Origin of the sequence: Ekhidna lutea (assembly GCF_900188325.1) — a bacterium.
In the GTDB taxonomy this organism is placed as follows: Bacteria; Bacteroidota; Bacteroidia; order Cytophagales; family Cyclobacteriaceae; genus Ekhidna; species Ekhidna lutea.
On record NZ_FZPD01000004.1, the window covers coordinates 164,484 to 187,500 of the forward strand.

Sequence of the window (23,017 nt, forward strand, 5' to 3'; positions counted from 1 at the left end):
CGTTAATGACTATTTGCCTACCCATTTTTATTAAAAAAATGATCAGACTCTACTCTCTACTGGTCTGTGTTGGCACATTTTTCTTGCCCCTGATTAATGATGCACAGCAACTAAACCAACAGAAAAGGTTGAGTCAGTTTGTGCTTAGAAGCTGGAATACAAACGCTGGACTTACTTCTGAGTCTGTCAGCGAAATGGTTCAGACAAATGATGGTTACATCTGGATTGGAACGTACACAGGCTTACATCGTTTTGACGGGAAGGATTTCACCGTATTTACTAATCAAAACAGTGACTTACCATCATCTAATGTGCTAAGAATTGAAAAGGGGCAGGGAGGGGAACTTTGGCTTGGAACGCTCCATGGAATAGCTATATATGAAAACGGGGTTTTTACTGTTCCTGAAAAGCTCGATTCTGTAGAGAACTTAAGCATCGAGGAGATGCTAATTACCAGAGATGGAGATTTATGGTTTAGCACTAAATCAAACAATCTCTTCTACTATAATCAGAATAGTCTAACCGAATTCACTAAAGAGTTTGGTGTAGAAAATAGCACAGTACTTTCAATGTGCGAAGATCGCAACGGAAATGTGTACTTTGGAACCGATGACTCGCAGCTGATCATCTATTCACCATCAGGAACCTTAGTAAAGTATAGCCTTGGAAATGATCTGAATGGAATAAATGTAATGGAATCAAAGAGCGGCCTAACCTATTTGGGAACCGGTGATGGATTTTACCTGTGGGATGGAACCGAGCTTATAAAAAATCCAATCTTAGGTTCCTCAACTGTTAACTCAATTCTAATAGATGAAAATAAAACATTTTGGCTAGGTACAATGAAGGGCCTTTTCAGATATCAATCCACAACACAATCATTAGATTCGCTCACTGAACAAAATGGCATTCCAAACAATATCATTGAAGATCTAATTTTTGATTCTCAAGGTAATGTTTGGGTTGGAACCTATCGAAGCGGGATATTCTATTTAGGGGACGGCTCAATCACCAGTTTTACAAAAAATGATGGACTAGCCACAAATATAATCAGTAGTGTTACAGAACTTAATGAAGAAACATTTCTACTTGGTAATGAAAATGGATCACTAAACCTCCTTCAGAACGGGCAAATTTCTGATTATAAACCAGCAATTTCAATTCCATCTGAGCGACTGAAAAACTTATTCACTGATAGCAAAGGTCGTGTTTGGGTCTGTACTTATGGTGGTCTGGTAATCCTGGATGGTCCCCGAAGTAAACACTATAAGGTATCAAATGGCTTTCCAGACAATTTTATCAGGCTTGCTTATGAGGATAAAGACGGAACCATCTGGCTTGGGACTAAAAATGCAGGACTATTGCTTTTCGAAAGCGACGACCTAAGTAAATGGAAGTCAATCACTATCGAAGATGGCTTGAGTAGCAATTACATTATGTCTATAGAGGAGAATAAAAATGGAGACATGATTGTAGCCACTATTAGTGGTTTGAATTTTATCCGTGACAAAGAAGTCTTTAAAACTGTAACCACCGACGATGGGCTGCCGTCAAACTTTATGTTTTCCACTCAAGCTACTTCTGAATATATCTGGATTGCTTCTAATGATGGGCTTTCCGGTTATAGTGAGAATGGAATTGTAAATTTCAATACAGAAAGGGGAATGCCTACTAACATCATTTATGATGTCATTGCAGATAAAAGTGGGACTCTTTGGATGCCAGCTGAAAACGCTATTCTTGCTATCAAAATAACAGCTTTAGAAGCTGCCGCGGAAAACCCGGAAAAAGGAATAAAAGTCAAGCAATATGACGAAAGCTATGGGATGAAAAACAGTCACTGTCTAGGTGCAGTTTTAACATTTGTAGATTCGAAGGATAGGTTCTGGGTTCCAACCATCGGAGGAATAGTAATGATGGATCCAGACAATATTAACACACCATCATTCACACCAAGTATCATAATTGAAGGAATACAGGCAGACAATGTTCACTTACCTTTAGGAGAGGGCGTCAGTGTGCCGTCCGGCACTAACCGACTGTTGATAGATTTTACTGGAATCAGCTATGCACAAACAGAACTGCTACAGTTTCGATATAAGCTCAGCCCTTTCGATGATGAATGGGTAATAGCATCAAATGAAAGAAATGCAATCTACACCAACCTTACACCTGGCAACTACGAATTCGAACTACAAACAGGTGTTGAAGGAAATTTCACCGACTCCACACTTACTACTCGAATCAGGATTGAAGCTTCGTGGTGGCAAACTACGTGGGCAAAAATTCTGCTGATCTTCGCAGTGATTTGTCTTGCTTTATTTATCTATTGGATCAGGTTGCGATCTCTTAGAAAGAATAATATCAGGCTTGAAGAGACGGTTACTAAAAGGACAGAGGAAATTGAAAACCAGAAGCGTGAACTGAAAAGTGCTATTGAGCAATTGAGAAGTGCTCAAGAGCAAATGATACAATCAGACAAAATGGCTTCATTAGGGATTTTAGCTGCAGGAGTTGCCCATGAAATTAATAACCCTTTAAATTTCATACAAGGCGGTATTGAAGGATTAGAACAAAAACTAAAAAAGCACAAAAGCATAAAGAAAGAAGATTATGGAGTTTTAATTGGAGCTGTTAAAGAGGGTATTTCAAGGGCCTCCACAATTGTGCATAGCTTAAATGAATTTAGTCATGCATCTGAAGATAAGTTAGAACCCTGTGACGTACATCACTTAATTGATAATTGTATTACCATGATTGGTTACCGACTTAAGAATGGGATAGAATTAACTAAAAACTATGATAGCAAAGAAGCCATTGTACTCGGCAACAACGGAAAACTGCACCAAGCGTTTCTAAATATTATCACAAATTCAATTCAAGCAATAGATAGAAAAGGGAAAATTACAGTTGAAACTGAAATCAATAGTGAAAACATATTCATTGAATTTATTGATTCAGGACACGGTATAAAACCGGAGCATCTCACCAAAATAACTGAGCCCTTCTTTAGCACAAAAGAGCCGGGAAAAGGTACGGGGCTGGGGCTTTCTATTACCTACACAATTATCAATGAGCATAAAGGTAAGTTAGCATACAATTCAGAATGGGGTAAAGGAACCACTGCCAGAGTTTCCTTGCCACTGCTTAAAAAGTAATTTTAGAAATGTCGATAACATTATCTGCCCCTATTCTCAAATTCGAATCAGAGCTTTGGAGCTACTATGTTCCTATTCCAAAAGAATTGGGTCATTCATTGATTGATGGAGAAAATCGCAGAGTTAAGTGTACAATAAATTCTGGTGAGCCAATCTATACCGCATTAATGCACAAAGGGGATGTATTTAGCATTTATGTGAAAACCGATTTTCTCAAAAAGAACGGATTATCTGAAGGTGATGAAGTCAAAGTAGCGTTGGAAAAAGATGCATCAGAATATGGAATGCCAGTTCCGGAATCTTTTCAGGCCCTAATGGATCAGGATGACGAAGGATTAAAGTTTTTCAAACAGCTGACCATGGGCAAACAACGGAGTTTGATTCATATTGTAGGAAAAGTGAAAAATGTGAACAGCCAGATCGCGAAAGGGCTTGCCATAATGCACCACCTCAAAGAAGAAAAAGGTGAATTAGACTTTAAACGGTTGAATGTCCTTATCAAGGAATACAACAATCGCAAATAATCAAAGTGGACATAGAAAAAATTGGATTCGGTGGTGGTTGTCATTGGTGCACGGAAGGTGTATTTTCAATTATTAAGGGCGTTACCAACATTGATCAGGGTTGGATAGCTTCTAAACCACCAAATGACCAGCATTCAGAAGCAGTGCTTCTACTCTTTAATCCATCTATTATTCAACAAGAAGATTTGATCAGTATTCACCTTCAAACACATGCATGTACCTCCGGTCATTCTATGAGAGAGAAATATAGATCAGCGATATATACATTCAATCAGGCACAAGCATTGATGGCTCGCCAATCCATAGATCAATTACAGGTCGGGTTTAATGAGAAAATCATAACAGAAATTCTGCCATTTTACTCATTCAAGCCATCTCAGAAAAAATATCAGAACTACTATCAGAAGAATCCGAAAAGACCATTTTGTGAAACATATATTTCTCCGAAAGTATTAATGCTGCTAAAGGAGTTTAATCACCTCACTGTTTAAGCTTATCTTCGTTTTATGAAGAAAGTACTAATTCTTATTACCATACTTATTTCTACTTCTATTGTAGCACAGGATCAGCTCTACAAAGTCACCTTGCTTAGGGCAAAACCGGGAGAACTACTCAATCTAATAAATCTTCTGGATCAGGATATTGCTAATTATGAGTCATACCTTGAAAACAAACCTTACCTGCTTCGCCATAGTCAGGGAGATCACTGGGATCTAATGCTTATTTATCCAATTGATGAATTAGAGAGTTATTTCACTAAGACAGCAACAGACAGAAGGGCTAATTCCAGAACGTTTGAAAAAGAGCATGCCAGCGATTTTTTTCAAATTGTATCATTTCAGGAGGAAGCGATAGTCAAAGGCCCGCCTATAAACTCATTTATTGACGCATTCGAAAAATATGAACTGTTTCATATTGAAATATTCACCGCACTTGCAGGAAAACAATCAGAACTTTTAGAACAGCGGCTGGCAGAAAATCAATATTATGCCGGTATCGAACACCGGCCAAACTTCATCTTTACACGTGTTTTTGGACCAAGTTGGGACAACTTTACCATAGGCTTTTATGAAGATATGCATGACTTTGCTGGACCGGAAATAACGTTCGAAACCGAAGATCAGGCAGCCAAAGAAGCTGGTTTCGACGGGGTGAACTATATTGGCAGTTACCTACGTTCACTCATTGCTGAGCATCACGATACACTGGCATGGAAGGTTGATTAATTTATTGTGATAATTATGAAGATAGATTTAAAATACAAAGGAGACGAAGAATTTACCTCTACCAATGAGAATGGAAATACAGCTGAAATCGATATGCGATCAGCTGATCAAAAACAACATCAATCACCCACCGAACTGCTACTTTCTGCAGTTGGAGCATGTGCAGCTGTGGAGATCGTATCTATGGTGAAAAAGCGTAGAAAAACGTTTGTTGATCTGGATGCAGAAATTAGTGGTGAACGGCGAGATGAACACCCAAGAGGCTTCACTAAAATTCATCTAAAATATATCATTACCTCTCCTGATTTAACGGATGAAGAAGCGGAGAGAATAGTAAATCTTGCTACAACAAAGTATTGCTCAGTAGCCGGATCACTAAGTGCAGAGCAAACTCATTCATTTGAGATAGTCAGACCTTAGCCGGCAACAAGTTTATCAAGTACATCTTTCAGCTTGCTAAATGAGCTCATCTCATACATGATTAGAATTTCTCCGGAAATATTTTTCCCTTTGATGGAGAAATTTGTTCGGCATATGAGAACTTGGTTGAATCGTTCCTTATCTAGTTCGCCATATATTTCAGTGATATCACCTTGATAACTCTTCGGCATATGATAGTCTAGTGGAGCATCCAGCATGTTCCCAAAAGAACCCATAATGGCATTCAGGATTATATTCCCAACCTCAACCATCAGGCCATCCTTCATTTCTTTTAGAGCTTCAGAATCCGGATCCTCATGAATAAGGAGTGAAGCAAGTAAACCGGCACTTTCCTCAGGTAAAATGATATTGGCCAGGCCTTCATATTCACCGGAAAATTTTAACTCAACCGCATGCACATCTTCATCAGCAAGTTTCTGTAGCTCTTCAAATACATTATCAAAGCTTATCAGGTTTACGTATGGGACATTTAACAAAACCTCTGCACCTACCATCTGACTCAACGAAGCTGAGCCTTTTCCTACACCAATATTGATGATTTCTGTTATTGTATCTTTCTGTTGTGGAGTTAGCATAATTTCTACTTAGCTTGACTTAAAACATCATTAAGGATTCTTTCTAGCTCATCTTTAGAAACTACCTTATTCATAAAACCTGCTGCACCTAGCTCTAGAGACTCTTCTCTTCTAGCCTTTTGTACATCCGCAGTTATTACTATCACAGGTACACTGTTATTCCTTTTCTTCAGTTCCTTTAGCGCTTCAATTCCAGACATCCCACCCATCAAAAGATCTAAGAAAATGCAATCAAAAGAATCATCCAGTTTCTCTAACATTTCTTCCCCGGATGAAACCGCTTCATACTTATGCCCCAATTCATCTACAATATCACCTAGTATTTTTCGCTGGAAAAATGAGTCATCGGCTATTAATATTCTTTTCATGGTGCTTTCTTTAGAATGAGCGTTACTTTGGTCCCTACCCCTTCAGTGCTTGATACATTAACATCTCCTTCATGCAAATGCATGATTTGCCTGACGATTGACATACCAAGACCGTGTGATGGTTCTCCTCCTAGCCCGGGTCGTTTTGATTTACCAAACTTGACAAAAACATTTTTAAGAATATCATTACTCATTCCAATACCTTCATCTGCAATATTTATATAAACATTGTCTGCCACATCTTCAATCGAAATATTGATATTAGAACCAGATTCACTGAATTTCACTGAATTCCCAAGAATATTGTCCATAACTCGTGTGAACTTTGCTTCATTTATATACACAGAGCTTTCAGATTCACAAGTTAAATGAACCTTGATCTGCTTTTTCATTGTAAGCAGTCTATGGGTGTCAAGATAACGTCTCATGAATTCAATCATTGGCACAGGTACAACCTTTAGCTGATATGTCTCAGACTCTATCTCTGCCAACGCTAAAACCTCATTAGCAAGATTCAGACTTTTGTTGCCATTCATTTTGATCATATCAAGGTAGGTGAGTAATTCTTCTTTGTCTACCTCTTCTGCACTTGTGAGTGAATGTTGCAATAAATTAACTAGTCCAATGATTGATCCTAGAGGCGCACGAAAATCATGTGCTGCATTTTGCAAATAGAGTATCGTATTGTCCTTTTCAGGAATAACCACACACAGACACTTTACTTCATCGCCTATCTTTTGACCAGAACAGTTTATAATGAATTTTTTTCCCTGACTATGGATGGTAAATAAGCATTCACATAACTCATCACTTAATTTATTCCAAAAGGTACGTAATGAGTTAATTTCCTTTTCTTCAACAATTTTAGTTAGATGGTACTCACCTATTTCTAAAACTTTGATTCCCTTAAAGTCTATCACCTGAAAGATTTCAGGATTACTCCAGTCAATCCACATGTGAGAAACTGAAGACTCAAACAGTCGTAGCTTTTCTTCTATATCTTCCTCCTTCAAAATGCGCAAGCGATTGTGGTTACTAAAGGTAATTTAATTCCATTTATTTTAGTAGCTGCACCATACAAACGAGCGAATGAACCAGCAATTAAAAATAGGATTAGCTCAAATATCTCCCATTTGGCTTAACAGGGAGAAAACTTTAGATAAAGTAGCGGATTTTGTCTCTAAAGCAGCTGATAATAACGCCAAGCTTGTTGTTTTCGGTGAAGCATTGGTACCTGGATACCCTTTCTGGCTTGATCGGCTGAACGGTGCAGAGTTCAACTCAACTACTCAGAAGCAAATACATGCAATCTATGCTTTAGAAGCAGTATGCATTGAAAAAGGACATCTCGATACGCTGTGCAAGCTTGCTAAATCTAAAAATATCTCCATATATCTAGGTACAATCGAGCGACCAAATGACAGAGGTGGTCATAGTCTATATTGCTCAATGGTCTTTATTAGCAATCAGGGTGAAATTAAATCCGTTCATCGGAAACTAATGCCCACATATGAGGAGCGCCTTTCCTGGAGCCCGGGAGACGGTCATGGACTTGTCACTCATCAAGTACCACCCTTTACAGTAGGAGGTCTTAACTGTTGGGAAAATTGGTTGCCACTAGCCAGGTCTGCCTTATATGCGCAAGGCGAAAACCTACATGTTTCCATCTGGCCAGGAAACAAAAGAAATACTGAACAGCTTATTCCAGTCATCGCACAGGAATCCAGATCCTACGTTGTGGGAGTTTCCGGACTGTTCTCTGCTAAAGACATCCCAGATGAATTTCCGTTTTCAAAAGAAATGAGAAATGTTACAACTGAAGCATTGGCAGATGGTGGCTCATGTATCGCTGCTCCTGATGGAAGCTGGGTCATTGAACCATTAGTAAATAAGGAGGATTTGATAATCGCCGAAATTGATTACCGAAAAGTGCTTGAAGAACGACAAAACTTTGACCCATCAGGTCATTACTCAAGACCCGATGTTCTTAGTCTAAATGTGAATTGGGAAAGGCAATCAATCATAAAATGAAACGAGTTTTTTCCTTATTTATCCTTCTATTGGTCTTTACCGCATTTTCCCAATCTCCGGAAAATGATGATCTTAACTATAAGCAGGCTATTGAATGGCTAAATAGCAAGCTTAATTACATTTATTATGATGATGTAGGAGAGAAATGGTGGAACAATACCTTTTATGCAAACGAAGAAAAAATCATCACCATCAAACATATTGCTTCCGACAGGCCAAATACGGCCAACATCAGTGATAAAGACTATACTATACGCACATTTCGCATTCAGGATATTGACCCTAAAAGCCTGAAAATACAGGATGTAGAAGAATCAAGAGGAAGAATCGTAAAAGGTAAAATGCTTGAACTTCGGACCTTTGGCTATAAAGACCTCATTCATAAAAAGATTAACAACAGGCGTGGAAGCAGTACCTCCTTTCTATTTCTTTCATTCCCTGAGATACTTAACGATAGCTTGGAAAATTACGCCAACGTTGTTAAGGAGAAATTTGAAGAAGCAATTTTAGCAAGCACCAAGGTCTATTCAAATAAAGATGAGACAGATGTTGACCTGGTTTTTAACATTCTGACTGGAAATTTTCTTTCTGAATCAAAGAAAATCTGGCATTCCGAAATGGTTCAAAAAAACTTGTTGAAAATAGATATCGGAGACGAAATAATTCGATACCTGGGATATGATGAACAAAAAAATTCTTTCTACCTCCTTACCATACAAATGGGTGTCTATGATACACAGCCACTAAAATTCCATGGTGATCAGCAAATTTCATTGAGAAAAGATTCGACAGATATCTTTCAATTCAAAACCCATAACTGGTTTAATTATAATGGAGAGAGATTTTTCAGAAACTAGAATGATTTAAACTTTCAAGACTATTAACCGCTTGACTTTTATACTTTCTGCCAATTGGGATTTCATGCTGACCCACCGTAACTGTCTCCTTATCATAAGCACCCACTTGATCTCTATTTACAATAAATGAGCGATGAACCCTGACAAACCCATCAGGTAAGCGTTCAGAAATCGCACTAATTTTTTCTTTCGAAAGAATTGTTTCAGAGATAGTATGGACTTTTATATAATCAGCCATGCTCTCAATGAAAAGTATATCATTGAGTTTGACAGGGACGTTTTTCCTATTAGACCGAATGACAATTTCTTGCATTTGCTCTTTTTCAAGCTTCACCTTCAAATTAGCAATGAGATCATCGCGTTCTTTGAGCCTTCTGAAAGCAATCACCATTCCTTCTATAGAAACAATAATGTATAACACCATTGTTAATATGTATATGTCACCCGCTATAGATCCCAGGTTTGAGAACTGATAGTCAGCCAGGATAATAAAAGCCAAAATCATTACCATCAGCTCAAGATAAACTGAAACAACAGCTAGGTATATCAGGTATAAAGCGAACTGCATTCGCTTACCTCGCATTAAATATTTAGGAACCAAATACCTGTTGAAGAAAATCGAAGTTCCTAATATTACCGGTATCAGGAAGGTCACAAAATAAAACGAAACAAGTAGTCCATTTAGAGAAGTGCTGAAAAGAAGTGTCAGGAACCCACATATACCTGACCAGAAAAAGAGTTGATGTTTTGTGATCATATCATCGAATATGACCATTTCAGCCATATTTTTAAACAAAAGTAGACAAACGACACATTTAGAACTGGATACTACCTTTTATCGTGAGCATGCACGCTATTGCTTTGTCTCATGTTAAACTTATAATCTGAATATTATGATTGAATTATTTCAAATGGGCGGTATCCTATTTATGAGCATCCTTACAATAGAACTGCTGGTTGTTTTATTTTTATTAGGAAAAGGTTTGGTAAACAAAGATTCAAAAGCCAGATCATTGATTAAATCAGTAGGCCTTTTAGCGGTGATCACCGGAATACTTGGTCAACTAATCGGGTTTTTCTCAGCATTTGAGGCTATCCAGCAAATGGGCTCAGTATCTCCTGCTTTGCTGGCTGGCGGACTCAAAGTCTCTATGATAACTACCATGTATGGCATTACTATTTACATAATTGCGATATTATCAGCTGTAGTCCTTAAAATAAAGGCTTGAACCATGGCCGGAGGTTTCTCCGGCTTTTCCTTTTGGTTCATCCGTATTTTTCCTGATTTCCTTAATAAATTATGCTCATACTTTTACAAAACGATGAGCAAGGTAAACATAGGAAATAAGCTTGCAATGCTAATGATAGGCCTGTCTATCATCGTTATTGCTATGCTTACTTCTTTATTTTACACCCAATTTGACACAGCTCTTAAAGAACGGGTTTTACTACAATTATCCTCTGTTAAGCAGTTAAAAATTGTCAAAATCAAAGCGGAAATAAATGACAGAATATCGGCCTTTAGGCGTGTTGTCGATACTGAAGAGGATGAAGAACGATTTTTTAGTAACATTGAAAAATCGGAAACCATCCCCACTTTTCTTTCAGAAAAAGTTTCAGTTGAAAAAATACCGGAATTTCCTGACATCCATCTTGAGGGAATCCCCACTCCTTCACCTGGCCAAATTACTCTCGCCTTTATAGCACGTGTTGACGATCAGTTCATTTCAGCAATTGCTGACCTACCGGAAATACAGGAAATCCTACTCGAGCGTACTGGACTGGGGCAAACTGGAGAATCTTATCTGGTCGACGAAAATTATCGCCTTCTTACAAAATCAAGATTTGAAATAGCAGACCCAAGCATTGTTGAAGTAAAAACACAGGGTGTCTTAAGATCTCTGGCCGAAAATCCGGGTGAGGATACGTTCCCGGACTATCGTGGTGTAGAGGTCTTCAGTTCTTATGAAAAAATTTCCATCAATGGGCTTAATTGGGTCATTTTGACTGAAATCGATCGTCAAGAAGCACTATTTCCACTCAAAAAGTTGAGGTCCAATTTATTTTATATCCTTATTGTTATACTGCTTTTTGTTTTACTAGCATCGTATTTCTTATCCAAAATGATTGTAAAGCCCATTCTTACAATGGAAAAGCATCTAATGGAAATGTCTAGGGGTATTTTAGAGAAAGTCCCAACTTCAGATGGACGTAAAGATGAAATAGGAAGAATGTTTAATGCACTTGAGAAACTGGTAAGTGCACTCAGGGATACAGCTGTATTTGCAGATAAAATTGGTTCCGGTGATTTTGAAGCCGACTACACTCCACTCAGTGAGGATGATAAAATGGGTGCTGCACTCATTCAAATGAAAGAGCGATTACAAAAGTTTAAAGAAAACGAAGAAAGACTGCTTAAAGAGAACCAACGATCTATTCTAAATGGAGAGGAAAAAGAACGATCACGATTATCCAAAGAAATGCATGATGGTCTCGGACCGCTTCTCACTACTCTGAGAATGAATATACAGGAAGCTGATTTACCGGAAAGCACAAAAAAGAAACTGCTTTACAGACTAGACGAAACAATAGGAGAAGTAAGGAGAATGAGCAATAATTTGATGCCAAGCGTTCTTGTAGATTTTGGAGCTGGCGAAGCAATCGGCAACCTTCTAAATCAAATAAGTGATAATTTCGGAATGAAGGTTTTGTATAAAAATGACATGCCTTTGGAATCAGAAATTGACGACAATATTCATATTACATTGTACAGAATAGCCCAAGAGTCAATCAATAATGCCATCAAGCATGCAAATGCAACAGAATTAAAAGTTTCAATGAGTGAATTTGAAGATCATGTTGGTTTTTTCATTGCTGATAATGGGGTTGGATTTGATATCAATAAAACCTCATCGGGCAATGGAATAAGAAATATGAAAGAGCGTGTAAAACTAGCGAATGGAACCATTGAAATTCATAGCAACGAAAAAGGAACAACAATAGAAGTAGAAATCCCATTATCATGAGTAAGATCAAAACCATAGTAGTAGATGACCATCAATTGTTTAGAGAAGGTATCATATCACTGCTCTCTAAAAATGATGATCTGGAAATCATCGGTGAAGGAGCTTCCGCCGACGACCTATTTGCGCTTTTAGCTTCGTCCAGTCCCAACATCGTATTGATTGACATAACAATGCCTGGAACTAATGGGCTTGAAGTCATCCAAACCGCCAGGGAAAAATATCCTGAAGTGAAGTTCATTGTACTCACAATGCATGCTGAAGGACAGTATGTGGTAAAGGCCGTAAGAAATGGTGCTTATGGGTATCTGATTAAAAATGCAGACGAGAATGAGTTGATTACAGCCATTAAAAATGTCGCAAATGGAAAAAAGCATTTCAACAGTGAAATCTCACAGCTGATGATAGGTAACATGGCAATCGAAGGAGAGTCACACAAAAAACTTTCCGATCGAGAAATGGAAGTATTAAACCTTGTCTCGGAAGGTCAGACCACCAAAGAAATTGCGGATCAGTTGTTTGTTAGTGCCCGGACTGTGGAAACACATCGTGTTAATATGATGAAAAAACTAAAAGTGCAAAACACAGCGGAATTGATAAAAAAAGCTGCGCACCTTAAATTGATCTAGTCCTCAGTAAAAATACGGATATAAGGCTTAGCGATATCTTCTTAGCAATTTTTACCGCTATTTTCAGAGTCTAGGTAACACCTTTTTGCTTCTATCTTTGGACCAATCAAAAGCTGCACCCTTATGAGCATTTTCGACATCATAGCTGTTCTTATACTCTTTTCAGGGGTATTTATTTTCATAAACACCTTTTACCTCAAGCTTCCATCCTCTATAGGACTTACTATACTGGCTATTATATTATCCTTCCTGGTATTAATTTTTGGGTATGTTTTTCCAGAGTTTCACCTAGCGGAGCATGTAAAAAAATATGACTTTGCTGAAGTCATGTATAGGTTTGTGCTTAGTGTAATGCTTTTTGCCGGAGCACTTAATGTCGATTTTCGTAAGCTCGGCGATCAGCTCATCCCTGTGCTGGTTCTATCCTTTTTTGGAGTCTTAATATCCACATTTGTAATTGCTGGGCTGGTTTATTTCACAGCTGGACTACTTGGTATCTCCCTTCATTTTATTGCCTGTCTGGTATTCGGAGCGTTGATCTCATCTACGGATCCAGTAGCAATTACTAAAACAATTCAGCGTTTCCGAATGTCAAATGAGCTGGAAACAAAAATATCAGGTGAAGCACTTTTAAACGGAGGTATTGCCATCATTATGGCATTAGTCCTGGTCAATATTTACAAAGAAGAGGCCGCCATGGGTTCGCTTAATTTTACAGGCGCAGCTTGGATCTTGCTAAGAGATCTGGGGGGTGGACTTATTGCCGGCCTCTTCTTTGGATGGATGGGGTTTTCCGTACTCAAGTATGTCGATAATGACAGTGTAGAGGTCGAAGTTCTGGTTACCCTGGCACTTGTAATGGGGGGATCATATGTAGCAGATCTCATAGCTGTATCCTCAATGGTTGTAGCCGTTTCTACCGGTCTTATTCTTGGGAATTTTGGAAGAAATGAGAAAGGTGAAAATGCTGTAGGTAGCTATGTCTACAGGTTTTGGCAATTAATGGAAGAAACACTAGCAGCTATGCTCTTCGTCCTTATAGGTTTTGAAATGTTGGTTATTCCTCTTCGACTAGACTATTTCGCATTAGGTTTTTTTGCAGTCAACTTTGCATTATTTGCCAGATGGGTGAGTGTTTTCATCCCCATTCGGTTGATGTCGATGAGTCGCTCCTTTGATGATGGCACCATACCGGTGCTATCATGGGGAGCACTTAGAGGTGGCCTACCGGTAGCGGCCTCTTTATCACTTGCCAACTTCCCTGGCCAAGAACTAATTATCACTATGACATATATCGTTGTAGTATGCTCTGTACTTTATCAGGGACTTACACTAACAAAAGTGATGCAATTCTATAATGATAAGCATCCAATGAAATGGATGGATTAAAAAAATTGGTTTTCGTAGTTGAGTAATTTTTGGTGGACAAGGCAAGGGGTTCTTTTACGAATTGAGCTCCTTGTTATTGTTTAAAACTTCAACTTGCTCCCGAGTTCCATATCACTAAGCTCTAAATCAAGCGCTTTTGTTGAAAGTTGAATTTCACGAATAGAAATAATTAAAGAGAGCAAGAGTAAAACCAGGGAGATTCCAAAAATTGCACTACCCCAATCACCAACCTTCAGGTAGATAAAAAACATCGCCAAAACGCAGAGCAACAAGCTCATCAAACCAAATAACTGCATCGCGCGAATTAGAAAAAGTCGTTTTCTAAGGTTTTTAAGTTGACCCTCCAGCACACTTTTAGGATCAGCTAAATAGCTTTTATGCAGTTGCCTGATCAAGGTCGCTATTGCCAGAAAACGATTTGTATAAGCTAGAAGCAATAAGGAAATAGCAGGGAAAAGTAGGGCTGGAGTTGTAAGTGTTATTTGCATAATGTTCTTATTTCCTGAAAAACTCGTGAATTAAGCCAATTCCATAGGAAGTATGCTGAATCAAAGTTGCAAATACTGAGAATAAACCAACCTTTAAGCTAAGATGCATGAAACTAGCGTGCACCAATATCAACAAAAAGTAGAAAGAATAACCCCATGCTAAAAAACTTCCTAAGAGACTATTAAATAGTATTAGCAAGAAAGTTACCAGTATTCCAATTGTAAAAACTGAGGGAAATAAATGAGGTAACTTAATAGATACCCGGTAATCCTTGAATAGCTGAGTTCTGGTTCTTCCAAATGAATAAATCTGTTTTGAAAATGACACTAGATTATCTCTTCTCTTATGGTAGACTACCAAATCACTACTTATTACTGAACGATATCCTTTCATCTGAAACCGCTTACTTAGCTCCATATCTTCACCCATATTGGTTTTTTTGAACCCATCAAGAGCAAAAAACACCTTCTTATTGATAACCAAGTTGTAGCTACGTAAATGAGCCTCTTTATCTACTTTCAGTTTTCTCCCCCTTATCCCACCAGTAGTAAGAAAGGAAGTCATCGAGTAGGAGATTGCTTTTTGCAAAGTGGAAAAATCTTTATGTGAAGCGTCCGGACCACACAGAGCATCAGGGTCACTATCTGTGATTATTTTATCGAGGTTGGATAGATATTGCTCAGGAATAACACAATCAGAATCGAAGAATATTAGCCAATCCCCTTTTGCCAGCTTAGATCCAAAGTTTCTACTAAACCCCTGTCCGGTATTTTCTTTATAGTGATAACTAAGATCAAGCTTCCCCTTATATTTATCACAAACGGCTCTACAATCAAGCTCAGATCCATCTTCCACAATAATCACTTCAAAATCTAAGAATGATTGCTTCTCAAGACTTGCTAAAAGTTCATCTACCTCTTCAGGACGATTGTAAACGGGGATAATAATGGAATACCTGGGCATTGAAGCTAGGGTTTAACCTTACCTTCGGTTTTCTCAGAAATGAGATAATCCCCTTTTCTTTGATTCAGCTGAATCATCATTTCAGCAATAAACCCAGCCAAAAACAATTGCATACCAACGATCAAGGCTACAAGCGCCAAAAAGAATAATGGTTGATCAACTACATCTCTACGCGCCAATTGATAATATTGGCGGTATAACTTCTCGCCTATTACCCAGCCTGTAATAATAAATCCGCCTATAAAAGAGAGGCTACCAAACACACCAAAAAAATGCATTGGGTTTTTTCTGAAGCGAGATACAAATGTGACCGATAGCAAGTCGAGAAAGCCTGTGACAAATCGCTTCATCCCGTATTTCGTGGTTCCATACTTTCGCGCACGATGCTCCACTACTTTTTCTACGATTTTATTATAGCCATTCCATTTAGCAATGAGTGGAATGTACCGATGCATCTCTCCATACACCAAAATGTTTTTTACAACATCACTCCTATATGCCTTTAGTCCGCAATTAAAGTCATGCAGCTTAATACCCGACACCTGTCTGGTGACCCAGTTAAAGAATTTAGAAGGCACGGTCTTGCTGATTGGATCATGTCTTTTCTTCTTCCAGCCAGACACGATATCGAAATTCCCATCTTGAATCATCTTTACTAACCCCGGTATCTCATCTGGACTATCTTGCATATCTGCATCCATGGTAATAACTACTTTCCCCGATGCATTATCAAAGCCTGTTTGCAAGGCCGCAGATTTTCCGTAATTGCGGTTAAATCGAAATCCTATTATCCTATCATCGACTGAAGCATGTCTCTGGATGCTCTCCCATGAACCATCTCTGCTCCCATCATCGATGAGTAAAACCTCAGTTGATAGGTTATTAGTATCTACAACACGAAAAATCCATTCCAACAGCTCTGGAATGGATTCTTCTTCGTTATAAACGGGTATTACTATTGAGATGTCTTTAGGCACTATATACCTTCCGGTTGATTATTTTTAGTAAAAATACTTACAATCAAAGAAAGGATAAAACCGAATAACACTGTGCCGAGTATGCTGAAAATTGTCATGGCTACTGGTGACATGAATGCTTCTGAAAAACCCATTGCCTGATCTATCTCAGCGTCGCTCATTCCACGTGCTTCCATATCCATGATTGATTTTTCCTTTATTAGATTAACAAATTCAGTATTGATAAAGGAGATATAGACAAAGAAAAAGAGACTGTTTATAATCCCACCAATTAAAGTAGTGAGGGTTCCAATCCCGAGCCCTTTACTATAACTCATATACCCGTCACCTTCGGATTTGTATTCTTTATGAGCCATGAAGATGAGAGCTCCCAAAATCAAGTAGCCGATCCATGATACAGCTCTATTTTGCATCATACCAGCAAAATCTACAACAACTAAGAAAATGATACCTACGAGACCATATATAACACCCCATTTCATTGAAATGCTTTTTGTGGTGGGATTGGTTGTTTCTTCCATAATATTATTATTTAGGTTTTTTTCTTAAAATTATGGCAACCACAGGGGTAATCAAAAAGGCCGAGAATAGTTTATTCCGAAAGGTCATTTGAATCAGTTGAGCGGGTGTCATGTCACTTATAGCGTCATACCGCTCTTTTAAAGCAGCTTCTCCAAGCTCCTCCATATAAAACTCTTCATTCTGCTTCAAAAGAGCTCTGGCTCCCTCTCTGTAGGCTTCCATCAAGTCGGAATCCACATTTAATGTCAGATATAGGGTACCCTCAAAGAGCAGAACAGCTGGTATAAAAACAATAAAACCAATAGTTATACCCTGCCAGAAATGAAGGAAACCTCCATTTCGAAAGTCCTTATGTTCCTTCCCTGCAAAAAAGATAAATAAAAAATAAACCCCAAGATCAAACCAAAAATGGCGACTATCCAACAAAGGATTACTCCCAAAATTGATCGAAATAAAAAATAAACCAATTAAGAACACTCCACATAAGATGGAGTACTTTAAAGCAGGTTTTACCACAATTAAATATTTATTTTTTTTTGATTAATCGTACCAATGACTTTGCCTTTCAGTTCTGATTCCCAAAAAGGTGAATTATGAGATTTAGATTGATTTGTTGAACCGTTTAAAATCCAGCTTTCTTCCGGATCCACCATAGTCAGTTTACACTTTTCTCCTTCATCAATCTTTATCAAGTCAATACCCAATACTCTTCTAGGACCATTCACGACCCGATCTATTAAAATATCTATTGGAACCTCCTTCGAAACCATTAACAAACAAGAATAAAATGTTTGCAGAGAAATATTTCCTGCCTCTGCCAGATCAAATTCTAATTGCTTACTCTCAAGGTCATAGGGCCTGTGATTTGAACTTATTGCATCAATCGTACCGTCCTTTATACCTTTAACAAGTGACTTTCTATCCTTCTCTGTTCTATAAGGAGGTAGACTTTTATAATTAGTATTAAAATCTCCTATAGAAGAATCTGTGAAAATCAGATGATGAATACCCACATCACATGTCACCGCCAGTCCTTCTTTTTTAGCTTTCTTCACAAGCTCTACTCCTTTAGCTGTTGAGATTGATGAAAAATGCAACTTACCACCACTATATTTCAAAATCTCTATATCCCTTTGAATAGCAAGCTCCTCCGTCAATGAGGGTTCACCTCTAAGTCCAAGATTAGTGCTCACTTTACCTTCGTGCATATGGGTATTTGCACTGATATGTAGGTCTCTTGGGTTCTGAATAATCGGAACACCAAGATCATTGGTATATTGTAAAGCCTTCAGCAGAAGTTCAGCATTCCAGATTGGCCTATCACCATCTGAAAAACAAACCGCACCCGCTTGATGTAAGTCAAGCATTTCAGTTAGATTTTCACCAGCTAGACCTTCGCTTACGGCGGCATTCACATGCAGGTCAACAAGATCATTCTCTCTGTTTAAAATGTATTTAACATCACTTTTGGATTCTATAGGAGGTGTAGTTTCTGGGATTAGGCACACATCGGTAAACCCTCCAGCTGCTGCAACAGCCGAACCACTTCGAATATCCTCTCGATATTCAGTACCCGGATCGTTAAAATGAGCATTCAAGTCAAACCAACCGCAGCTCACAGTTTTCCCCCTGAGATCGATCTCTTTTTTGGCAGACTTACCTTTTAGTGAGGTAATAATGCCATTTTCTATAAGTAAATCAATTTGCTTGTTATGAGCTGGTGAGTTTAGATCAAGTACAAGTACATTCTTTAGCAATAAGCTCATTTGAGGTATCTATGGAGCATAGTTTCAGACAAAACAAATAACAGAGCCAAAATTAATGCATATTTCCATAAGGCAATGTCATCTGATTCTCCAAGTAAAGTGTCATTATCCGCTTCACCTATACTACTTACATATACATTCGGATAGTTAGATAATGTTGTTTCTAATTCATCAAGAGTTGGCGCTCTCATCACAGACTCTTTTTTTGGTATATTTATAGCTAGTTGCTGCAAGGTGTCACCCTCCCTAACTAAAAAATACTTACCAGCTACCATCTCATCTGGTATTTCCAGAACCAGTCCATCTGGGCTGGAGTTAAATGGTGGTATAACCTCAGTTGATTGATTTTTAATCTTGACAGGAATATCAGAAGCTTCTGCTTGAACCAGGATCTTATCTCCAGGATAATAATATGGCCTTTTTATTTCTTGAGTCGAAGTAAATGCAATCTGGTAAAGCAGAGGAAGAAATAAGGCATCAGATTGGAAACCGTCAGGCTCCTTTAACACTGTATTGAAAAAGTAAACATTCCCGGTTTTTAGTAAAAACGGATCATCATCTCGAAATGGGATTATAGTTTCATAACTTCCTTCAATAGCATAGGCCTTATAAACTGAAGGCATTAGCCCTTCATCGATTTTTTCATCAAATACACCAGTCAAAAGTGGATGATTCTCATCAATTATGATCTCACTTTTTGAAGGTTCGGTATTCACTGTATTGATGTTAACTAGGTTATTTACATCTATATCATTTCCACTCGGAAAAATAAGGAATTGCTTTTCTGAAAATTGATTTAGAATTCCTGTTGGCAATTTTGATGTACTATTAATAACTATTAGATCAGATGTCTTTAAAAATTCATAATCAAGATTTGAAAGCGACTGCTGTGATAACTCAAAAAGTAATCTATTACTAAAAGCATGATTAACAATCCCCTTTTCATCAATAATGACTACTCTTGGTTTGGCTCGTTTACTTATCACAAAATGAAAATCATTATCATAGGCTACTTCATCTCCATCAATTATAAGGTTAAAATCTCCTGCCATGTCAATTGGAATATCAAACTCAACTTGATTTAATTCTGAGATATCTTTTACTACAGAACTTAATTGTCGAGAGCCTTTCAATAGCTTAATTATGATTTTACCTGACTCCATATTGAAAACATTAAAGCCAGCTGCAATCGATAATTCTGATAGATTGTCAGGATTGGGATTTACAAAGAGTGTATCAACAGCAATATTTGAATACTCATTTAAATTATTTGTCAAAACATAATGAAAAGAACCTAAAGTATCTACCAAAAATTCAACATCCTGATTAAGCTCATATGACTGAAAATCAGAGATTAAGTAAACATTTGAAACATTAGTTTCTTGAATTCTACTCTTTAAATTTCTTGGAGATAAAGAAAAAGTTGATTCCTCTTCAGATATCCCACTATAATCATCATTTCTTATTATCTCATTATTGAGATTGTCCAGGTAAACACCATCAACTGACTTTTTCGAGACAATCTGCTGAATACTTGATTTCACATTAACTTTAGGCTGCTCTATGTGATTACTGAGTGAGTTATCATAATAAATCAAATAATCTCCGGGAACTGATTTACTATTTGATTTAAGAAGTATAAAAACAAAAAGCAGAATCGAAATAAAAAGTAATGTTCTGCTCGTGAGGATCAAAAAGTGCTTTAATCTTGATTTTGATCTAGACTTTGTAGTTAGACTCGAAATAAATCGGATAGTTGAAAAATAATACTTTTTAGCCCTTTTAAAACTAAAAAGATGGACAAGGAGCGGAACCGCAATAAAAAGAGATAACAACCACAAGAAATTCACTATCAAGTATTTTATTTAATCTTAATAAACGACATCAGGAGAGGCAAGTTTTGGAAAGTAAATTAGGCTGCAATGTGCTTGAATTGTCAGACTTTTTTTTAGAAAGTTTATAAATAAAAAAAGGGATGTCGTTTTCACAACATCCCCTTTATAATAAACTGGCAACGACTTACTCTCCCACCTGTTACGGCAGTACCATCAGCGCTGACGGGCTTAACTTCTCTGTTCGGAATGGGAAGAGGTGGACCCCGTCGCTATAATCACCATAAAATTTGCCTATATCCATATTCGGACAGGACTTAATGTCTTGACATTATAAAGAAAGATTCACTTAGAAATTGCGAGTTTATCGAAACGCTTTAAGAAAGCTTACGGGTAATTAGTACTGCTCAGCTTTGACATTACTGCCTTTACACCTGCAGCCTATCTACGTCCTAATCTAGAACATCCCTTAAAAGAAACCTCATCTTGTAGTGGGTTTCGCACTTAGATGCTTTCAGTGCTTATCCCTTCCCAACGTAGCTACCCAGCAGTGCTCCTGGCGGAACAACTGGTACACCAGCGGTTAGTCCATCTCGGTCCTCTCGTACTAAAGACAGATCTACTCAAGTTTCTTACGCCCACAACAGATAGGGACCGAACTGTCTCACGACGTTCTGAACCCAGCTCGCGTGCCACTTTAATGGGCGAACAGCCCAACCCTTGGGACCTTCTCCAGCCCCAGGATGTGACGAGCCGACATCGAGGTGCCAAACCTCCCCGTCGATATGAGCTCTTGGGGGAGATCAGCCTGTTATCCCCGGAGTACCTTTTATCCTTTGAGCGACGGCCCTTCCATACAGAACCGCCGGATCACTATATCCTAGTTTCCTACCTGCTCGGCTTGTAGGCCTCACAGTCAAGCACCCTTATGCTATTGCACTCTGCGCACGGTTACCAAGCGTGCTGAGGGTACCTTTGAAAGCCTCCGTTACTCTTTTGGAGGCGACCACCCCAGTCAAACTACCCACCACACACTGTCTCCCTTACGGGGTTAGGCATCAGATAAATAAAGGCTGGTATTTCACCAACGACTCCACCATGCCTGACGACACAGCTTCAGAGTCTCCCAGCTATCCTACACATCATTTACCCAATACCAATGTGAAGCTATAGTAAAGGTTCACGGGGTCTTTCCGTCCCGTTGCGGGTATCCGGCATCTTCACCGGAACTACAATTTCACCGAGCTCATGGTTGAGACAGTACCCAGATCGTTGCACCATTCGTGCAGGTCGGAACTTACCCGACAAGGAATTTCGCTACCTTAGGACCGTTATAGTTACGGCCGCCGTTTACTGGGGCTTCAGTTCAGAGCTTCTCCGAAGATAACTCCCCCCCTTAACCTTCCAGCACCGGGCAGGTGTCAGGCCTTATACATCCTCTTTCAAGTTCGCAAAGCCATGTGTTTTTGATAAACAGTCGCCTGGGTCTTTTCACTGCGGCCCCCATTGCTGGGGGCGCCCCTTCTCCCGAAGTTACAGGGCGATTTTGCCTAGTTCCTTAACCATGAATCACTCGAGCACCTCAGGATTCTCTCCTTGACTACCTGTGTCGGTTTACGGTACGGGCACCTTTATTCTAACCTTAGAGGTTTTTCTTGGAAGTCTGCTTAGGCACACTATCCACGCATCCGAAGATTTGTGGTACTATCAGGTTCAGCAAGCAATGCGGATTTACCTACATCGCCTATACCTACACCCTTCAACGTACTATTCCGTCAGTACGCGGTGCTTTCACTACTCCGTCACCCCATCGAAAATAAAGGTGGTACTGGAATATTAACCAGTTGTCCATCGACTACCCCTTTCGGGTTCGCCTTAGGTCCCGACTAACCCCCGGCTGATTAGCATTGCCGGGGAATCCTTAGTCTATCGGTGGGCAGGTTTCTCGCCTGCCTTATCGTTACTTATGCCTACATTTGCTCTTCTCTATTCTCCAGCAGAACTCACGTTCCACCTTCATCGATTAGAGAATGCTCCCCTACCATCATAAATGATCCTAAGCTTCGGTATTGTACTTGATGCCCGATTATTATCGATGCTCTGCCGCTCGACCAGTGAGCTGTTACGCACTCTTTAAATGAATGGCTGCTTCCAAGCCAACATCCTGGCTGTCTAAGCAGCTGAACCTCCTTAGTTCAACTTAGTACAAATTTAGGGACCTTAGCTGTAGGTCTGGGTTCTTTCCCT

The 23,017-nt window shown here is 38.7% G+C and carries 22 protein-coding genes and 2 rRNA genes (1 of these 24 running past the window's edge); 11 read left to right on the forward strand and 13 right to left on the reverse strand.

Going from position 1 to position 23,017, the window contains the following annotated elements; genetic code table 11:
* Nucleotides 1–38: 38 nt before the first annotated feature.
* From CHB71_RS11895 to CHB71_RS11915, 5 genes are read left to right on the forward strand one after another with little or no spacing between them, the layout of a single operon-like run.
* Nucleotides 39–3,158 carry a sensor histidine kinase gene (locus CHB71_RS11895; RefSeq protein WP_179213394.1) on the forward strand — a complete coding sequence of 1,040 codons (3,120 nt, stop codon included), beginning with the start codon at nt 39–41 and terminating at the stop codon, nt 3,156–3,158.
* An 8-nt stretch (nt 3,159–3,166) separates the two neighbouring features.
* Entirely contained in the window at nt 3,167–3,682 is a 516-nt protein-coding gene (locus CHB71_RS11900; RefSeq protein ID WP_089357151.1) for a YdeI/OmpD-associated family protein, read from the forward strand.
* A gap of 5 nt (nt 3,683–3,687) precedes the next feature.
* Nucleotides 3,688–4,173 (forward strand): peptide-methionine (S)-S-oxide reductase, encoded by a 486-nt coding sequence (locus CHB71_RS11905; protein ID WP_089357152.1) that lies wholly within the window; start codon nt 3,688–3,690, stop codon nt 4,171–4,173.
* 15 nt (nt 4,174–4,188) lie between these two features.
* Nucleotides 4,189–4,908, forward strand: a complete 720-nt coding sequence (locus tag CHB71_RS11910; protein WP_089357153.1) for a hypothetical protein — start codon at nt 4,189–4,191, stop codon at nt 4,906–4,908.
* Between the two features lie 15 nt (nt 4,909–4,923).
* Complete coding sequence (locus CHB71_RS11915) at nt 4,924–5,328, forward strand: OsmC family protein (protein WP_089357154.1); 405 nt, start codon at nt 4,924–4,926, stop codon at nt 5,326–5,328.
* Here CHB71_RS11915 and CHB71_RS11920 read toward each other — a convergent pair.
* Genes CHB71_RS11920 through CHB71_RS11930 form a run of 3 tightly spaced genes read right to left on the reverse strand, consistent with a single transcriptional unit; the run spans nt 5,325 to nt 7,314 of the window.
* Nucleotides 5,325–5,924, reverse strand: coding sequence for a hypothetical protein (locus tag CHB71_RS11920; RefSeq protein WP_089357155.1), 600 nt, complete (start codon nt 5,922–5,924; stop codon nt 5,325–5,327). The genes CHB71_RS11915 and CHB71_RS11920 overlap by 4 nt on opposite strands.
* A 5-nt stretch (nt 5,925–5,929) precedes the next feature.
* Nucleotides 5,930–6,292, reverse strand: a complete 363-nt coding sequence (locus tag CHB71_RS11925) for a response regulator (RefSeq protein ID WP_089357156.1) — start codon at nt 6,290–6,292, stop codon at nt 5,930–5,932.
* A complete protein-coding gene (locus tag CHB71_RS11930) occupies nt 6,289–7,314 on the reverse strand; it encodes a sensor histidine kinase (protein WP_144017410.1) in 1,026 nt (341 codons plus the stop codon). The genes CHB71_RS11925 and CHB71_RS11930 overlap by 4 nt, the downstream gene beginning before the upstream one ends.
* A 67-nt stretch (nt 7,315–7,381) precedes the next feature.
* Between CHB71_RS11930 and CHB71_RS11935 the strand changes: the two genes are divergently transcribed.
* The gene (locus CHB71_RS11935) at nt 7,382–8,323 is read left to right on the forward strand and encodes a carbon-nitrogen hydrolase family protein (protein ID WP_089357158.1); all 942 of its coding nucleotides are present in this window, start codon (nt 7,382–7,384) and stop codon (nt 8,321–8,323) included.
* Nucleotides 8,320–9,180: a hypothetical protein gene (locus CHB71_RS11940; protein WP_089357159.1), complete on the forward strand. Its 861-nt coding sequence runs from the start codon at nt 8,320–8,322 to the stop codon at nt 9,178–9,180. Before CHB71_RS11935 ends, CHB71_RS11940 begins: the two co-directional genes overlap by 4 nt.
* Here the strand turns inward: CHB71_RS11940 and CHB71_RS11945 are convergent.
* Nucleotides 9,170–9,955 (reverse strand): LytR/AlgR family response regulator transcription factor, encoded by a 786-nt coding sequence (locus CHB71_RS11945; RefSeq protein ID WP_179213395.1) that lies wholly within the window; start codon nt 9,953–9,955, stop codon nt 9,170–9,172. The two genes, CHB71_RS11940 and CHB71_RS11945, sit on opposite strands and share 11 nt — an antisense overlap.
* Before the next feature lie 118 nt (nt 9,956–10,073).
* Here CHB71_RS11945 and CHB71_RS11950 point away from each other — a divergent pair, with 118 nt between their 5' ends.
* The 4 genes from CHB71_RS11950 to CHB71_RS11965 all read left to right on the forward strand — a co-directional run bounded on the left by CHB71_RS11950 (nt 10,074) and on the right by CHB71_RS11965 (nt 14,221).
* Entirely contained in the window at nt 10,074–10,409 is a 336-nt protein-coding gene (locus CHB71_RS11950) for a MotA/TolQ/ExbB proton channel family protein (RefSeq protein WP_089357161.1), read from the forward strand.
* Between the two features lie 93 nt (nt 10,410–10,502).
* Nucleotides 10,503–12,206, forward strand: coding sequence for an ATP-binding protein (locus CHB71_RS11955; protein ID WP_179213396.1), 1,704 nt, complete (start codon nt 10,503–10,505; stop codon nt 12,204–12,206).
* Nucleotides 12,203–12,832, forward strand: coding sequence for a response regulator (locus tag CHB71_RS11960; RefSeq protein ID WP_089357163.1), 630 nt, complete (start codon nt 12,203–12,205; stop codon nt 12,830–12,832). Before CHB71_RS11955 ends, CHB71_RS11960 begins: the two co-directional genes overlap by 4 nt.
* Nucleotides 12,833–12,955: 123 nt before the next feature.
* Nucleotides 12,956–14,221, forward strand: coding sequence for a cation:proton antiporter (locus tag CHB71_RS11965; RefSeq protein WP_089357164.1), 1,266 nt, complete (start codon nt 12,956–12,958; stop codon nt 14,219–14,221).
* Nucleotides 14,222–14,301: 80 nt separating this feature from the next.
* Here the strand turns inward: CHB71_RS11965 and CHB71_RS11970 are convergent, their stop codons facing one another.
* The 9 genes from CHB71_RS11970 to CHB71_RS12010 form a co-directional block, all read right to left on the reverse strand.
* Entirely contained in the window at nt 14,302–14,709 is a 408-nt protein-coding gene (locus tag CHB71_RS11970) for a DUF2721 domain-containing protein (RefSeq protein ID WP_089357165.1), read from the reverse strand.
* A 7-nt stretch (nt 14,710–14,716) separates the two neighbouring features.
* A complete protein-coding gene (locus CHB71_RS11975) occupies nt 14,717–15,673 on the reverse strand; it encodes a glycosyltransferase (protein ID WP_089357166.1) in 957 nt (318 codons plus the stop codon).
* A gap of 5 nt (nt 15,674–15,678) precedes the next feature.
* The gene (locus tag CHB71_RS11980) at nt 15,679–16,650 is read right to left on the reverse strand and encodes a glycosyltransferase family 2 protein (RefSeq protein ID WP_089357167.1); all 972 of its coding nucleotides are present in this window, start codon (nt 16,648–16,650) and stop codon (nt 15,679–15,681) included.
* Entirely contained in the window at nt 16,650–17,171 is a 522-nt protein-coding gene (locus tag CHB71_RS11985) for a DUF4199 domain-containing protein (protein WP_089357168.1), read from the reverse strand. The genes CHB71_RS11980 and CHB71_RS11985 overlap by 1 nt, the downstream gene beginning before the upstream one ends.
* Nucleotides 17,172–17,178: 7 nt before the next feature.
* Nucleotides 17,179–17,688: a DUF4199 domain-containing protein gene (locus tag CHB71_RS11990; RefSeq protein WP_179213397.1), complete on the reverse strand. Its 510-nt coding sequence runs from the start codon at nt 17,686–17,688 to the stop codon at nt 17,179–17,181.
* Between the two features lie 2 nt (nt 17,689–17,690).
* Nucleotides 17,691–18,938 carry a dihydroorotase gene (locus tag CHB71_RS11995; protein ID WP_089357170.1) on the reverse strand — a complete coding sequence of 416 codons (1,248 nt, stop codon included), beginning with the start codon at nt 18,936–18,938 and terminating at the stop codon, nt 17,691–17,693.
* The gene (locus tag CHB71_RS12000; RefSeq protein WP_179213398.1) at nt 18,935–20,788 is read right to left on the reverse strand and encodes a BatA domain-containing protein; all 1,854 of its coding nucleotides are present in this window, start codon (nt 20,786–20,788) and stop codon (nt 18,935–18,937) included. The genes CHB71_RS11995 and CHB71_RS12000 overlap by 4 nt, the downstream gene beginning before the upstream one ends.
* A 156-nt stretch (nt 20,789–20,944) precedes the next feature.
* Nucleotides 20,945–21,056 (reverse strand): 5S ribosomal RNA (rrf, locus tag CHB71_RS12005).
* A gap of 91 nt (nt 21,057–21,147) precedes the next feature.
* Nucleotides 21,148–23,017: ribosomal RNA gene (locus CHB71_RS12010) — 23S ribosomal RNA — on the reverse strand (it continues 996 nt past the right edge of the window).